Here is a 16,500-nt window from a genome sequence, read left to right on the forward strand (position 1 = left end):
TAAAAAAGAAGCTATGATTGCGTTATATTTAGTATAATATGTGCCTTTAATAAAAATTTTTTGATTTATTTTTAAAAATTTAGAAAAAAAAATTATTAAAAATAATTACTTTTAAAGTAATATTTTGACTTGTTAATATTTGAAACATTTTAATATTTTTTTTAAAAAAATTATTTACAGTAATAAGTTCTTGTTTTATTATTCCATATAAATTTAGTTTGTCTTTATTTTCTATTTTGTCTAATTTAGATAAAATAAAATTTTGATATTTTTTAGGTTTTTTTAAAATCAATTCTTTTATATTGTTTATATTATTTTTGATTAATTTAGTATATAAATTAGATTCTTTAAAGATGTTGTCTAAGTTATTTATCATTATGACCTCGTTTATGATTGTTTTAAGAAATAATTAATTCAATAATATTTATTTATTATAGCAATTAATGTTTACTGTTATTTTAATATTAATTTTTTAAAAATTTCTGAAAATTTTTATAAAATTAATATTAAATGTGCAATAAAAATAATTTCAATTTCTCTTAAATTATAACATATTTTAAATTTTTATTTTCTTAGCTTTTTGATAAATTTATTTATTTGTAAGAAAACATTTAAATGTGATAAAATTATAAAATAAATTTTGATTTTTTAATTTTTTTTATTATTTTGTTAATATTTTTTTAATAAAAAAAGATACTTTATACCAAAGTATCTTTTTTGTATTTATTGAGTTAAGAAAAAAATAAATTTGTATAATTAAATATCTTTTTTATTCGATTTTTTAGATTGGAAAAAGTATTTGCAAAAAAATATAATTAATACAAATTTTAACCAATAAAAATTGTCTATAAAGATAGTAAATATATCTTTAACATTGTCAGATTTTGTTGTATTCATTTTATAATTTTTAATGAAATACTTTATTTTTTCATATATTTCATCTTCTTGTATGTTTTCTTTTTTTAATTCGTCTTTAGCGATCAAAAAAGCTCCTTTATTTATTAATTCTATTTCTTGATTAGAGAATCGTTGATGTATATCTTTATCTAATAATATATATCTATTTATATTTTCTAAGATCTTATTATTTAAATTATTTTCTAAAATTTGAATTTGTTTTTCAGCTTCTTCATTTAGAAATTCTATTATCTGATTTAATTTGATATTAGAATAAAATAATTTTGTTTTTGTTATTTTTTCTAATGTTTTTATTATTTTATCTTTGTCCAAATTATATTTAATATTTAATTGCTGTAATATTTGAGTCCATTTTGTTTCAAACAGTGATTCAGTGTGTGTTTTTTTTATTTCGTTTATTTTATTTTGAATATCTTCTAAAGAATAATATTCTTTTGTTACGAAATAATTATAAATATTTTCGATCATTTTTTCTTTTATTGTTCTTATTTCTGTATTATTAAATATTTTGTTATTGAATGTTATTTCGTTTATAAATTGTTCGATTGTTTCTTTTAAGAAATCATGTTTATTTTTTTTTATTTTACGTTTGATATCAAAGATAATTTCTGTTTTGATGTCTGTTAAAGATTTAAAAACATCATTTTGATTAAATATTTCATTTATTTTTTTTCGGATTTCTTTTTTAGTGTGTAAATAATTTTCTTCATTTTTTACTTCATTATCTTGTTTTATTTTATCATAAATATCATCAATTAATTTTTCTTTTGTTTCTTCTATATATTGTAATATTTCTTTTTCGATGTCTATTTCGTTATTTTCACTAATTTCAATTATTTCTAACAATTTATTGTGTAAAAAATTATCTGATTGTAAAAAATTAAATTTATTTTTGTATTTAATTAATAATTGTTCCATTTTTTGTTTGTTATATTTTCTTTTTTCTATATTCCATATAAAATAAATTTTTTTTGCTTTTGCTTTTACTCCTTCGTGTAAAATGCTTTCTAAGTTATAAATATTTTTTATTTCTTTTATTTTTTTGCTTTTATCATTTGTTTCAAAATAAAATCCTAATAAATCATCAGGCAAGGGGTTTGGGGAAGAATAAAAATTATTTATTTTTTCTAAATTGGTTTGATCGATTTCTATTTCTAATATTTTTTCTGGATTATTTACGTTGTAGACAAATTTTTTGTTTTTATTATAACCGTTTTGGATTAATTGAAAATATTGTTTTTCGTTAGGCATAAAAATACTATCTAAAAATAGATGTTTTATAGCAGTGTTTTTAAATTTGGTTGTTTTAAATAATTCATCTTTGTCATGTTTTTTATGTTCGTGAGAATCCCAATCAATAATATTCTTATTTTGTGCGATTCTATCTAATGATAATTGTAAATCTATTGGCATAATATTTAAATGTTCGTGCTTTGTAACAGCAATTGAGGTAGCTTGATCAAAAAGTTCTATTATTTTTCTAGGAGTTCTTAATTCTTTTTTTGGTGAATTTATTATTTGTTTTGAAATTTGTTCTAAATATTTATAACTTCTGATATCTAAATTATATTTTTTAGACATTACATCAAGAAACATAATTATATCTTTTTCTACCCAAAAATCCACTTCAATTAATTTATTAAAACGACTTAAAATAGAATCATCAATATCATCTTTGAAATTAGTGGTTGCTATAACAAAAACTGGTTTTTGTGGATCTGTATAAATACCTTCCATTTGTGATAAAAAAGCTGTAATAACATTCCCATGATCAGAATTTAAACCTTCACTATTACGTTTTCTAAATGCTACTTCACACTCATCTATTAAAATAACACTCGGAGATTGTTTTCTAGCCTCTTCAAAAAGATTTTTAATTAATTTTGGAGATTCTCCTACATATTTGTGAGAAAAATCTGATGATGTTATAGAGAAAAAAGGTAATCCAGATTCTCTAGCAAAAGCATTTGCTAAAAAAGTTTTTCCTGTGCCGGGCGGTCCATATAATAAAATACCTTTAGGTGATGTATCTGAACCCATATGTTTATATAAATTTAAATTTTTTAATTGTAATACACTTTCTTTTAATTGTTCTTTTACTTCTTTATTTCCTATAACTTCTTCAAAAGTAGGCAATTTATCTGTTTTTTTTAAGAAGTTTTTAGCACTTTCTAATTCAAGCGTGTTTTGAGATTCTTTTTGTTTTATAGTTTCTTTTATAAAATTTAAAGCTTTTTCGTGAATAGAGTCTGAATGGTCCATCACTTTTAAAACGAAATTATTAAATATTTGAGTGTTGTCCAGATGCTTTTCTATATCTGTTCTATATTTCTCTAATTTTGTTTTTAGGCGGTTCAAAGACATAAATTGATTATTAATGTTACTTCTTAATATGAATTTGTCGTTTTCATTTAAAAGTTTACTATATGCTATTTTGTTTGTTTGTTGTGTCAATTTGTTTTCTAAATTTTCAATTTTTTGTTCAGCTCGAGATATAAAATTTTCTTTTTGTTTTGTTTTTGCTTTTAAATTGTCAATTTCTTTTTTGGAATTTTTTATTTCTTCATTTAAAATTCTTTTTTGTTCGTTGGTTAATAATTTGTTTTGTAATAATTCTTCTGTTTTTTTATTTAATTCCAAACTTATTTTTTTTATTTCTTTTCCTAATGAAATAATATCGGAGTTTTTTTGTTTAATATTTTGGTCTAAATTTTCAATTTCTTCTTGTTTTTTTGTGATAATATTTTGTTGTTCTTTGATAGTTTGTTTAAATTGATCTATTTTTTGTTGATTTTCATTTAAATCATTTTCTAGACTGGCTAGAAGTTCTGTTTTTGATTGTATATTTGTTTTTAATTCATTTTTTTCTTGTTCGTTTAACTTATTCATTGTAATAATTTTTTCTTCTTGTTGGTCTAATTTATTTTGTAAATTTTCAATTTCTTTTTTTGCTTCAGTTATAAAGTTTTCTTTAGAATATAATTTTTCTTTTAATTTATTTATTGATATTGTTTTTGAATCAATTTCTTTTTTTAATAAATTTTTGTCTTTTTCTGATAAAAATGCATTTGTTAAAAGTTCTTGTTGCTTGTTGGTTAACTCTGTTTCAATTGTTGTTATTTTGTCACTTAAAGAATTTATGATGTTATTTTTTATTGCAATATTTTCGTTTAAATTTGTAATTGCTTCATTTTGTGTATCAATAATATTTTGTTGTTCTTCGATAGTTTCTGTTAATTCGATAATATTTTTACGAGATATATTTAATTCTTCTTGCATTTTTTCTAAATTTTGCATTTTATCTTTTATTTGGTTTTGTAATGTGTTTTTTTCTATTTGATTTAAATTTGTTATGTTTGCAATCTCTTGGTTTTTAATTTCCAATTGAAGCATTAAATTGTTAATTTTATCTTGATTATTGATTAAAATAAATTCTTGAGTATTTAATTTTTTTTGTAATTCTTTTTTGCTATCTTTCAAACCTTGAAGCTCTAAATTTAAATTTTGCTTAGTCAATTTTAAATGGGATTTGTTTTTTTTTATTTCTTCGTTTTTTTCTACTAATTTTTTATTTATTTCTTGTATTTGTTTATTTAAAAGATTAATTTGTTTTTTATTATTTTCAACATTTTGGTGTAAATTTTGAATTTTAGCTTCTTTTTTGCTTAATAATTGTATTTGTTCTTCGTTAGTTATACTTAATTTATCGATATTTTGTTGATACGATTGTATATCTTGTTTTAATTGATTTAGTTGTTCAATTTTTTGTTGGATATTTTGTTGATAAGTTTTTTTTTCTTGAGTTTTTAATCCTTGCATTTCAATAATGTTTTGATTTTTTTCTTGTAATTGAATTATTAAATTTTGAATTTGTGCCTCTTTTTCATCAATAAATAATTCTTGGTTCGATAATTGTTGTCTTACATTTTTTATTTGGCCTTGCAAAGATAAGATATTATTTTTTAGACTTTGTTTTTGTTCTCTAGATAACTCAAGATTTTGATCTAATGATCTATTTTTTTCCATCAAATCTGCCTGTAAATTTTGTATTTTCTCTTTTAATGAATTCATATTATTTTGGTTTTGAATAATTATATTTTGTAAATTTACGATTTCTGTATTTTGTTCTTGGATAATTTTTGTTTGTTTGTTAAATATTAAATTATAATTACTTATTTGTTTATTTAAATATTCTATTTGTTGTTCTATTTGATTTAAATTTTGTATTTGTTGAAAATTTGTTTGTTTATATTCTTCTAGTATCATAATTTCTTCGAAAGTATTTACAAAAAATTCAACTGTTTTTTTTGAGTAACAATTAATATTGGCAGGCTTCCATCCTAACCAACTTCGTCCCATGTTTGATTTAAAATTATTTTTTTTATCATTAAGATATTTGTTATAGTTTATAAAATCTGCAGAATTTGCAATAAAAACAAAAACATATTCGCTTTTATCAATGGTCTGTTCTATTTGAAACGGAAATTCATCTATTAAATTATCGTGATAGATTCAGTACGTTTTAGTTATTTATACTGAGCCCCACACAACACCGTACAAGCAAGTTTTCAAGCATACGGCGTTTTTAATTTCTTAAGTTAAAGAAATTGCAAAATAAATTCTTTGCATTAGAAAGATTAGATTTGTTTTATTCAATTGTCAATATTTTTTTTGAAATTCTTTCTTTTTAGTCTTAAACTTGAAATTAATTCTCCTTTCGCCCTGTAAAGGTTGTTAACCTTCTCCTTGGTTAGGCGATTATCTTAAATATTCCGATTTAAGTGTTGTTCTAACGACTACTATGGTTCTGCTTTTTCCTTGAGGTTATCAATTTGGATTATGTTTTCTGTTTTATATTCTAAAACCTTTTAGGAAGATACAAGTTACTCTAATAAACTACGCGAATTCTTTAGGTATGCTGACTCATTTTTTTAATTTTTATTTAGAGATAAGAAATGTTTTTTAACTGAGTAGGTCAAGAAAGTGGGAATTTAATCCAGATCGACTTTATATAGTCGTTAATAATTTAATTAATCAAATATAAAATATTAATTAATTCCTTCTTGCAAATCGTAATTTCAGCTATTTTCGATTTGGTTTTAATATTACCCCATTTGTTGCATTTAGGCTCTTTGAAGAGCTTATCCATAGAATTCATTCTTCTTGCAAAATCATTTTGGTTAATAACTTCACCTCAATTTGCTTTTATCTTTTGCTGTAATTTCTAATTCTTTCGTTTTAGAAACCAAAGATATGAAGTACGTGATTATTACACGTTTTAGGTCGTTAATCTATTGTTTATTAGGCCTCTTTGTCGCCCATATTTTTCTAATAATCGAATTTTATCGTTGATATCGTCTTTTTTTTCTCCATTATAATATTCTTTATCAAATTCTTCTAATATTTTGTTCAAAACTTTTTTTAATAAAACATGATTATTTAATTTAGGAAATATTGTTTGTAATTTTGAAATAGTTGGAGAATTTATAAATTCTTCATTTTTTTGATCATTTGAATTAGAATTAGCATTTATAGAGTAAGTATAACAAAATATTATTAATATTACTGAAATATTTAATAATATTTTCTGTTTTAATTTCATTATTTCAAAAACTTTCTGATTTTTGATTAAATATTTTTTTATTTTATTTCAAAAATTATTAAATTTTTCTTATTTAAAAAAATATTTAGAACAATATTTTATTTTTAATTTTTATAAAAATTTTTTTTCTATTTATTTTTAAAAATTCAATAAATAGAAAAAAATTTTTTATTTTATGTTTTTTAATTGTTCCAATATTATATTAGTGATATCTTGGATTGATTGTTGAGGATCTTTTACTTTAATCTCTAATACTTTGTTTATTTTTTGATAATAATCTATTAAAGGAAAAGTTTCTTTTTTATAAATTAATAAACGTTTTTGGAAAGTAGTTAAATTATCATCTTTCCTTTGAATTAAATAAGTGTTATCGTTGTTACAAAAACCATATCTTTCAGGAGATCTTTTTTCTTTATGATAAATTTCTCCGCATTGAGGGCAAACCATTCTACCTATTATTCTTTGTTTTAGTAATTGTTCATCAACATTAAAATAAAACACTTTATTTAAATTAATATTTCTTTTTTCTAATTCTTCAGTTAAAAAATGACCTTGTTCTAAATTACGTGGATAACCATCAAAAATAAAACCTTTTTTAATAATATCTTGGTTTAAATACTTACTTATCATAGAGTTAGTTATTTCATTTGGAACCAATAAACCTTTATTGATATAAGAAACGACTAATTTGCCTAATTTCGTTTTGTTTTTGAAATTTTCTCTAAAAATATCTCCTATGGAAATATGGGGAATATTAAAATGTTTGGATAAAATTACAGATTGTGTCCCTTTACCAGAAGCAGGCGGCCCTATTAAAATTATATTCATTGTTTATCCTTAATATTTAAATGATATTTTTATAAAATGAAAAAATTTTTTCTAAAAGTTTTTAATTTGTTTAAAGTAATAATAAAAAATATTTTGTTTTTTTATTGAAATTTCTATAAAAATTTATGAAAATAATTTCAAATTTTAGATTATTTTGTATCCTGAGCCAAGAAAGATATATTTCGAAGAGAAATTAAATTATATATTATTTAAACATTTGAAATACTTTTACTTGTTAGGTGTTTTTTAATTTCAACTGATGATAAACTTATTATATCAAATTTATAAATAATTTTCTATATTTTCTATATTAAAGTAGAAAATTTATAATAAAATTATAAACTTTTTTTATAAACCATAAAAATTGTTTAATTTAAAGTTTATTTAATAAATTATTTAAAATAAACATAAAAATTAAAGAAACATTATTTAATTTTTATGTAATTAATTGTATAAAAAGTATGTGTATGAATATTGTAATAAATTCGATTTTTTTAAAAAAAATTAGTTTGCTAACAAAATTATTTTAAATATTGATATAATATTATTACTTTAGCAAATAAAATCAAATAATAAAAAAAATTATTTTTTATAATAAAAAGTTTTATTTTTATATTTTTTAAAATTTATGATAAATTATTTTTTAATTTGTTATTTTTGGTTACAATATAAATGTTTTAATGAAGTCCAAATAATAAATAAATAATAATAAGATGAACAAAATCAATGAATTAAAGTAATGGATTATAAAGAGGAGAAGAAAATGTATTCTGTTAAGGATCTTTATAATAATTACAAATTATATGTAAATCAAAAGATTTATATTAATGGTTGGGTTAGAAATTGTCGTTTTCAAAAAAATTTATTTTTTTGTGATTTAAGCGATGGTTCTTTTGTTAAAGAATTACAAGTGGTTTATAAAAACGTTCAAACAACTTATTTTAATGAAATAAAAGATAAGCTCCAAGTAGGAGTTTCTTTGTATTTAGAAGGATATTTAATTATTACTCCTGAATTTGATCAACCTTTTGAGTTGTTAGCAGATAAAATAGTTATTTTAGGTCCTAATTATGATTCTTATCCGATTCAATCTAAAAAACATTCTAGAGAATTTTTACGTCAAAAAACACATTTAAGATTAAGAACTACACTTTTTGGTGTTGTTTTTAGGATTAGAAATGCAGTTAGTTTGAGTATTCATGAATTTTTTCAAAAAGAAGGATTTATTTGGGCTCATACGCCGATCATTACTACAAGCGACGGAGAAGGTGCAGGAGAATTATTCCAAGTTACTACTTTGGATTTTAATAAATTACCTTTAGATGAAAATAAACAAGTTGATTATAAACAAGATTTTTTTGGACAACCAACTTTTTTAACTGTTACAGGCCAATTAGAAGGCGAAGCAATGGCTTTAGCTTTTAAAAAAATTTATACTTTTGGCCCTACTTTTAGAGCTGAAAAGTCTAATACTTCAAGGCATATATCTGAATTTTGGATGATTGAGCCTGAAATTGCTTTTTGTGATTTACAAGAAAATATGCAAATAGCACAGAAAATGATACAATATATAATTAAATCTTGCTTAAGAACAAATAAAGAAGATTTTTTATTTTTAGAACAAAACATAGAAACAAATTTGATTCAAAGATTAGAAAAAGTAGCTAATTTAAAAGAATTTAAACAAATTAAATATAAAGAAGTTATTGATATTTTATTAAAAAGTAAATGTGATTTTGAAAATAAAGTTGTTTATGGTTTAGATTTATCTACAGAACATGAAAAGTTTTTAACAAATTTTTTTGGAGAACCTATTTTTATTACTGATTGGCCTATTGATATAAAGGCTTTTTATATGAAAAATAATTCAGATGATAAAACTGTTGCAGCTATGGATTTATTAGTTCCTAAAATTGGAGAATTATTAGGCGGCTCTCAAAGAGAAGAAAATTTAAAAATTTTACAAGAAAAGATGAAAATTTTTAATATTTCTCAAGAAGAATTGAAATGGTATCTCGATTTACGTCGTTTTGGTGGTTGTATACACTCAGGTTTTGGTATAGGATTTGAGCGTTTATTGGTTTATTTAACTGGTTTAGATAATGTTAGAGACGTTATAGCATTTCCAAGAACTCCTAAAAAAGCTTGTTAAAATGATAAATTAATGTAAAATAAAATATTAAAGGATTTTAATCATGGGAATTATATTAAAGAATGTTTCTAAAGTTTATACAAATAAAGAAAATAAAAAGAAATATTACGCAGTTGAAAAAATTAATTTAGAAATTGCTACTGGTGAGTTAGTAAGTCTGTTAGGTCCATCAGGGTGTGGCAAATCAACTATTCTTTATATGATTGCAGGTTTATCTCGTGTTTCAGAAGGAAATATTTTTTTTGATGGTAAAAATGTTACTGAACTTTCCCCAGAAAAAAGAGGTATTGGTTTAGTTTTTCAAAATTATTCTTTATATCCACATATGACAACTCTTCAAAATATAATATTCCCGCTGCAAAATTTAAAATTTTCAGATGAACAGATCCGCGAAGAAGTTAAAAAAATTGCTGCTTTAGCTTCAATTGATGACTATTTAGATAAAAAACCTTCTGAACTTTCTGGCGGACAACAACAAAGAGTTTCTTTAGCAAGAGCTTTAATTAAGAATCCTAAAATTTTATTATTAGATGAACCTTTATCTAATTTGGATACTAGACTTCGTTTCAAGATGAGAGAAGAAATTAGAAGGATTCAAAAAAAGACTAAAATTACAGCTATTTTTGTTACTCATGATCAAGAAGAAGCGATGTCTATTAGTGATAAAATTTATGTAATGAATAAAGGGCTTATTCAACAAAAAGATATTCCTAAAAAAATTTATGAAAATCCAGTTAATTTATTTGTAGCATCTTTTTTAGGGATTCCTCATATTTCTATTTTTAATGGTTGTATTTTAGATGGTAAATTGATGATCGGCAATAAAGTTATTTTAGAACATTCTAGGTTTAAAAATATACACAAAGAAATTCAAATTGCAATCAGGCCCGAAGGTTATGACGCAGAAGAAAATGGTGTTTTAGAAGTAGAAGGAATAACATTAGAAAATATAGGTAGAGAATTATTTTTATTAGCTAAACATCCTTATTCAATAAATAATAATTTTCAAATAATTATTCCAACTTATAAACAAAAATCATTAAATTTAACTAATGTTTATAAAAAAAAGTTTCGTTTTAATATTATTGAAAATAGATATTTTATTTTTGATAAAAAAACTGGTAATAGGTTTTATTAAATGTTTGACATTGTCAACAAAAAAAAAAATAAACATTGGTTTTATTTAATTCCTGCTTTAATTGTTTTAAGTATTTTTACTTTTTTTCCTTTGACTAAAGTTTTTATTATATCTATAACAAAATATGATCAATTTCAGGATATTTTTCAAGAATTATCTTTATTAGAAAATTATATAAAAGTTTGCCATGATGAAGAATTTAAAGCTGCTTTACAAAATACTTTATTATTGGTTGTTTTTGTGGTACCATTATCAATTATAGTTGCTTTATTTATCGCTTTAGCTTTAAATAGTGTGAAGAATTATTTTTTTAAAAACACTTTTAAAATTTTTTTCTTTTTGCCTTTAATTTCTAATAGTATAGTTATGGGGATGATTTTTGGTATTTTGTTTTATTATAATTCTGGTATTTCTACAAATAAACCAACTGGTTTATTTAATTCTTTTATAAGTTTTTTTGGTTTTTCATCTTGTGAATGGATTGGCAGAACAGCTTCTTATAGCAATAAAATGTTTGTTTTAGTTTTATATAATATTTGGGCTAGATTGTCATTTAAAATTTTTGTTTTTGTTTTAGCTTTACAAGATATTGATAAATCATATTATCAAGCAGCTAAAATTGATGGAACTCCTAAATGGCGCGTCTTTACTAAAATCACTTTACCTTTAATTACGCCTATTATTTTTTATCAATTTATTATAGAGATGTTAGCTGTTTTCAAAGAATATGACTCTGTTATTGGTTTATTTGGTCCTGATCCTGGATATAAAATAAAAACCATAGTAGGTTATATTTATTATCAATTATCCGCTTCTACACATGATGCTTATTCCAAAGGAACAGTTGCTGCTATGATATTATTTGTTATTTCTATTTTATTCACGATAATAAGTTTTATTATCTCTCGGAAAAAAACAAATTAATTAAAAGGTTATATGATAATAATGAATAATTATAAAAATTTTTTCTTAAATAATTGGTGTAATTATAAAACTAAAATTAAAATTTCTTCTTTATTTTTATATTTATTTTTATTTTTGATTACTTTTGTATTTGTTTTGCCTTTTTATTTAATGTTTATTACATCTATTAAAAGTACATCAGAAATTATTGAAAACAATCCTTTATCTTTACCTATGAATTTGATGAATGTTATAAGTAATTATAAAAAGTCTTTTAGTGAACAATTTTCCTTTATACCTTATTTTTGGAATACTTTTAAAATTACTTTTTTGTCTACTTTTTTCGGCACTTTATGTTGTATTTTAACTGCTTACGCTTTGAGTTCTATTTTTGACTTTACTTTTAAACCCGCATTAATGATATTGTTATATTTAGGTTTGATGACAACTTCCGAAACTTTAACAATAGTTAATTATAGGACTGCTGCTGATTTAGGATGGATTGATTTTGGACGGGGCTCAAGATTTCCTTTTGGTAATGATTTTGCGATAATCATTCCTTATTTAATTAATATAGTGCATGTTTTATTATTATTAAGAATTTTTGAGAACGTTCCTAAAGAATTATATTATGCTGCTAAAATAGATGGTACTAGTGATTGGAAATATTTGTGGAAAATATTGGTTCCTATAACCAAACCCACTATTATTATTACTGTTGTTTTTAGAATAGTATCAACTTGGAATGCTTATGCTTGGCCTGAATTAATGGGTGCTAAATTATTAACTAATATGATGAGAAAAACTTTTGATAGTGAAACAGGTATTGAGACAATAAATATTCAAATGGCGGTTGCTGTTTTGATTAATATACCTTTAATTTTGATTTTTATTTTTTTTAGAAAATATATTACTTCAGGAGAAAATACAAGTGGCATCAAAGGTTAAAGTTAAAAATCATTTAATTATTTTGGGATATTTTTTCTTTTTATTTGTTATTATTTTAATATGCAATAAAATTACTACAACAAATAAAGACGAAAACGAAAAGGCAATAAGAAATTTTAAAGTAACTAAAGCAAGTTTAAAAACTGCATATGAAGAATTTAAAAAACATAAAAAGAATAATGATTTAACTAAAATTAATTTTTGGCATAATTTATATACTGACGAAAGAATAATACTACAAGAAATTATTAGAAAATTTGAACAAGAATATCCTGGTATTAAAGTGTTAGAAGATAATAAAGGTTCTTGGCCACAAATTTTTAAAAATGTTACTGGCGCTTTGGCTGTGGGCAAACAACCCCAATTAGTTGTGTCTTATCCTGATCATGTAGGATTTTATCATAAATCTGGAAAAGTATTACCTTTAGGACAGTTTATAGATAACGATGATTTAAACACTAATGTGTTTAATGATTCATTTAAATATCCTTTTTTAGATGGTTATTGTGAAAAAATTAAATTTGGTAATAAAGAAGATAGCTATTATTTACCTTTTTTGAAAACTACTGAAATTATGTTTTATAATAATGCTTTATTAAAAGAAATACACGATCAGACATCTTCAGTTGAATTTAAACAATTAGTCGATAGCAAAGGATACATTAAAAAAAGAAATCGATCATTGACATGGGGCGAACTGGAAATAATTTGTAAAGAATTCGAAAAATATAAAACAACTGATTTTGTTCCAATATTAGTTGATAGCGAAACTAATTTATTTATTATTTCTTCTAGACAACAAGGTATAATTTATCCAGATCAAAAAGATAAAACACAAGAATTTTTAGAAGATGATAAAATAAAAACTATATTAAAAACATTTAACCGTTTATATAATAAAAAATATCTAACCTTAAGTAAATTAATCGAAGAAAATAATATTCAAAAAATTATTAAAGACAAAAATATAGCTTTTTATATTACATCAACTAGAAGAATAGATAGTTTATGCGAAATTGATGGTTTTATTCCCAGTTTCACTTCTATACCTACATTTGGAAAAGAAAAAAATATTTTACAAGGTTCCAATGTTAATTTATTTTATTCAAAAGATCCAAAAGAAAATTATGCTTCTTGGTTTTTTTTAAAATATTTAACATCTTTTGATGTTTATCAAAAATTTTTAGAAAAAAATAAGTTATTCAACATTACTCGTAATTATAATGATGATGATAAAACAAAATTGATAAAAAAAATAGAATCTATAATAGATCAATCAATTTATTCAGATGATTTAAAAAAATTTAGAAAAGATTTTTTTAACAAATTCATTTTAGACAATGGAAAAAAAATAAAGGAAAGAAAATTACAACAAGATTTTTTTGTTACTTCTGTTTTCGAAAAATCCGATTTTTTCCGCAATATTATAACTGATTTATTTATAGACGTTTTAATCATAAAGAGCGAAGATGAAAACATAGATCGAAAGATAGATGAATTATTACAAATAGCTATCACAAGAATAATAAAATAAATTTAAATGAAAAAAGAAAAGGTTTTTAAAAATGAACTTTATTAAAAAACAAATTGAACAATTTAATACAATAATTATTCATGGACACAAAACACCTGATGGAGATTGCTATGGATCCCAATTAGGATTAAAAGATATAATTGCAACAAATTATCCTGATAAAAAAGTGTATGTTGTAGGTGATGAAACACCAAAAATTTCTTTTTTGGGTAAAATGGATCAAATAGAAGATGATGTGTATAAAGATGCTTTAGTATTTATTGTAGATTGTGGACAAAGTTCAATTATTAGTGATAATAGATATAAATTAGGAAAAATGAGCATTAGAATTGATCATCATTTGTTTGTTCAAAAAATCGCTGATTATGAATGGATAGATAGTAATTTCGCTTCTTGTTCAGAGATGATTTACTATTTTAAAAAATTTCATAATTATAAATTAACTTACAAAGGAGCTTTACCAATATATACAGGCATTGTAACTGATACAGGTAATTTTCGTTTTGAAAGAGTTAATTATAAAACTTTTCAATTTGTTGTTGATTTATTAAAATATGATTTAAATGTTTTCGAAATAGATCAAAAAATAAATTTTAAAAGTGTTAATTTATTAAAATTTCAAGGTTATGTATGTTCTAATTTTATAGCTGAAGGTGGATTTATTTATTTTAAATTTTCCGAAGAAATACTTGAACAATATAATTTAACTGTTGAAGAAGCTTTTTCTATTGTAAATGTTTTCAATTATATCGAAAATAATTCAGTATGGGGATTTATTTTGGCATATAAAAATGGTTCTTATAAATTCAGTCTTCGTTCTTTGGGTCCTAAAATAAATTCTATAGCACATAAATTTGGTGGTGGCGGTCATCAAAAAGCTTGTGGTATTTTTGTGCAAAATACGGATGAAATGAATGAAGTTATTGAATTAATAAAAGAATCTATTAAAGTATTTAATTCTGAAAAAAGTCAAACAATTCACACTAATATAACTAATAAATAAGTCAAGAAAGTATTAAATATATGATTGTTTATGATAATATTGCTGCCATTGCAACTCCCTTAGGAACTGGAAGCATTAATGTTATAAGAGTAAGTGGTCCAGAAGCAATCCAAAATATTAATCAAATTTTCCGAAGTTCTAAAAAAAACATTGATTTATCGCAAGTACCTTCGCACACTATTCATCACGGTTTTATTTTAGATAAAAATAAAAATATATTAGATGAAGTATTAATTTCTATTTTTAAAAAACCTCATTCTTTTACTGGCGAAGATGTTGTCGAAGTCCAAGGCCATGGAGGAATTTTAATAACTCAATTGTTATTAGAGAGAATTTTATCATTAGATATTAGATTATCGGAACCAGGAGAATTCAGTAAAAGAGCTTTTTTAAATGGTAAAATAGATTTAATACAAGCAGAATCAATCATGGATTTAATTTTTGCTCAAAATGAAAGCGCTATTAAATTAGCTAATTTAGGTTTACAAAAAAAAAATTCTAAATTATTACAAGATTTAATTAATCAAATTGTTAAAATAATAGGTCAAATAGAAGTCAACATTGATTATCCTGAATATTTAGATATTGAGGAAATGACTAATAAAATTATTTTACCTCAAATTAAAAAATTGATTTCTAAAATGGAAGAAATTTTAAATTTGTATACCCAAAATCGTTTTTTAAAAAACGGAGTTAAAACTTTGATCATCGGAAAACCTAATGTAGGAAAATCTAGTTTATTAAATGTTTTACTACAAGAAAAAAGAGCTATTGTTTCTGATATTGCTGGTACTACAAGAGATTATGTCGATGGATATATTAATGTTAAAGGTGTTTCTTTATTTTTAATTGATACTGCAGGGATTCGGAAAACTAATGATCCTTTAGAGAAAATAGGTGTTGATAAATCTCAACAACTTTTAAAAGAAGCAGAATTAGTTTTATTGTTATTAGATCAAAGTAATGTTTTAGACAAAGACGATCAAATATTACTTGATTTAACTAAAAAATATTCTAGAATTATAATAGGAACTAAATCTGATTTACCTCCAAAAATGAATTTAAATCAAATTAAAGAAGAAATTATTTTATTATCTAGTCATAATCAAGATGGCATTGACAAATTAAAAAATAAGATTTTACAAAAATTTCAATTAGATAATATTCAAAATAAAGAATTTAATTATTTTTCTAATGCAAGGCATATTAAACAAATAGAAATTGCTCTCAAATCTTTAACAAATATTATTATAGATATTAAAAAACAAATGCCTGTTGATATACACACAATAAATTTAAAAGAAGCTTATAATGCTTTAGAAAATATTTTAGGTAAAAATATTCCAGACCATTTAATTAACGAATTATTTTCTAAGTTTTGTTTAGGAAAATGATTAATATTAATAATTTTAAATGTTAAAATAATACTAAGTAGAATGTTTTATTTAAGTATTAAACGAAAATGTTTTTCAAA

At 22.2% G+C, this 16,500-nt stretch carries 11 protein-coding genes; 7 read left to right on the forward strand and 4 right to left on the reverse strand.

The annotated features are described in order from the left end of the window. Positions 1 to 79 precede the first annotated feature (79 nt). The 4 genes from Q2306_RS00725 to Q2306_RS00740 all read right to left on the reverse strand — a co-directional run bounded on the left by Q2306_RS00725 (position 80) and on the right by Q2306_RS00740 (position 7,348). A complete protein-coding gene (locus Q2306_RS00725) occupies positions 80 to 376 on the reverse strand; it encodes a hypothetical protein (protein WP_323847838.1) in 297 nt (98 codons plus the stop codon). Between the two features lie 380 nt (positions 377 to 756). Then, the gene (locus tag Q2306_RS00730) at positions 757 to 5,277 is read right to left on the reverse strand and encodes an AAA family ATPase (protein ID WP_323847839.1); all 4,521 of its coding nucleotides are present in this window, start codon (positions 5,275 to 5,277) and stop codon (positions 757 to 759) included. A 919-nt stretch (positions 5,278 to 6,196) separates the two neighbouring features. Further along, a complete protein-coding gene (locus Q2306_RS00735; protein WP_323847840.1) occupies positions 6,197 to 6,520 on the reverse strand; it encodes a hypothetical protein in 324 nt (107 codons plus the stop codon). A gap of 168 nt (positions 6,521 to 6,688) precedes the next feature. Further along, a complete protein-coding gene (locus tag Q2306_RS00740; RefSeq protein ID WP_323847841.1) occupies positions 6,689 to 7,348 on the reverse strand; it encodes an adenylate kinase in 660 nt (219 codons plus the stop codon). Positions 7,349 to 8,111: 763 nt separating this feature from the next. On the opposite strand from Q2306_RS00740, the gene asnS reads away from it, so the two are divergent. The 7 genes from asnS to mnmE are packed head-to-tail and all read left to right on the forward strand — an operon-like array spanning position 8,112 to position 16,420. Then, positions 8,112 to 9,500, forward strand: a complete 1,389-nt coding sequence (gene asnS / locus Q2306_RS00745; protein WP_323847842.1) for an asparagine--tRNA ligase — start codon at positions 8,112 to 8,114, stop codon at positions 9,498 to 9,500. Between the two features lie 43 nt (positions 9,501 to 9,543). Further along, positions 9,544 to 10,638, forward strand: coding sequence for an ABC transporter ATP-binding protein (locus Q2306_RS00750; RefSeq protein ID WP_323847843.1), 1,095 nt, complete (start codon positions 9,544 to 9,546; stop codon positions 10,636 to 10,638). Continuing rightward, a complete protein-coding gene (locus tag Q2306_RS00755; RefSeq protein WP_323847844.1) occupies positions 10,639 to 11,562 on the forward strand; it encodes a sugar ABC transporter permease in 924 nt (307 codons plus the stop codon). Between the two features lie 21 nt (positions 11,563 to 11,583). Continuing rightward, positions 11,584 to 12,489, forward strand: coding sequence for a carbohydrate ABC transporter permease (locus Q2306_RS00760; RefSeq protein WP_323847845.1), 906 nt, complete (start codon positions 11,584 to 11,586; stop codon positions 12,487 to 12,489). After that, on the forward strand, positions 12,473 to 14,023 hold the full coding sequence (locus Q2306_RS00765) for an extracellular solute-binding protein (protein ID WP_323847846.1): 1,551 nt from the start codon (positions 12,473 to 12,475) through the stop codon (positions 14,021 to 14,023). The genes Q2306_RS00760 and Q2306_RS00765 overlap by 17 nt, the downstream gene beginning before the upstream one ends. A gap of 31 nt (positions 14,024 to 14,054) precedes the next feature. After that, complete coding sequence (locus Q2306_RS00770; protein WP_323847847.1) at positions 14,055 to 15,026, forward strand: bifunctional oligoribonuclease/PAP phosphatase NrnA; 972 nt, start codon at positions 14,055 to 14,057, stop codon at positions 15,024 to 15,026. A gap of 23 nt (positions 15,027 to 15,049) precedes the next feature. Further along, the gene (gene mnmE / locus Q2306_RS00775; RefSeq protein WP_323847942.1) at positions 15,050 to 16,420 is read left to right on the forward strand and encodes a tRNA uridine-5-carboxymethylaminomethyl(34) synthesis GTPase MnmE; all 1,371 of its coding nucleotides are present in this window, start codon (positions 15,050 to 15,052) and stop codon (positions 16,418 to 16,420) included. The last annotated feature ends 80 nt before the right edge of the window (positions 16,421 to 16,500 follow it).

It is taken from the genome of Phytoplasma sp., assembly GCF_035187685.1.
Classification (GTDB): Bacteria; Bacillota_I; Bacilli_A; order Acholeplasmatales; family Acholeplasmataceae; genus Phytoplasma.

Coding starts and splice junctions, on each gene's coding strand:
- Q2306_RS00760 (WP_323847845.1), top strand. CDS start 11,584: ATGAATAATTATAAAAATTTTTTCTTAAATAATTGGTGTAATTATAAA.
- Q2306_RS00770 (WP_323847847.1), top strand. CDS start 14,055: ATGAACTTTATTAAAAAACAAATTGAACAATTTAATACAATAATTATT.
- Q2306_RS00740 (WP_323847841.1), bottom strand. CDS start 7,348: ATGAATATAATTTTAATAGGGCCGCCTGCTTCTGGTAAAGGGACACAA.
- Q2306_RS00725 (WP_323847838.1), bottom strand. CDS start 376: ATGATAAATAACTTAGACAACATCTTTAAAGAATCTAATTTATATACT.
- asnS (WP_323847842.1), top strand. CDS start 8,112: ATGTATTCTGTTAAGGATCTTTATAATAATTACAAATTATATGTAAAT.
- Q2306_RS00730 (WP_323847839.1), bottom strand. CDS start 5,277: ATGGGACGAAGTTGGTTAGGATGGAAGCCTGCCAATATTAATTGTTAC.
- Q2306_RS00750 (WP_323847843.1), top strand. CDS start 9,544: ATGGGAATTATATTAAAGAATGTTTCTAAAGTTTATACAAATAAAGAA.
- Q2306_RS00755 (WP_323847844.1), top strand. CDS start 10,639: ATGTTTGACATTGTCAACAAAAAAAAAAATAAACATTGGTTTTATTTA.
- Q2306_RS00735 (WP_323847840.1), bottom strand. CDS start 6,520: ATGAAATTAAAACAGAAAATATTATTAAATATTTCAGTAATATTAATA.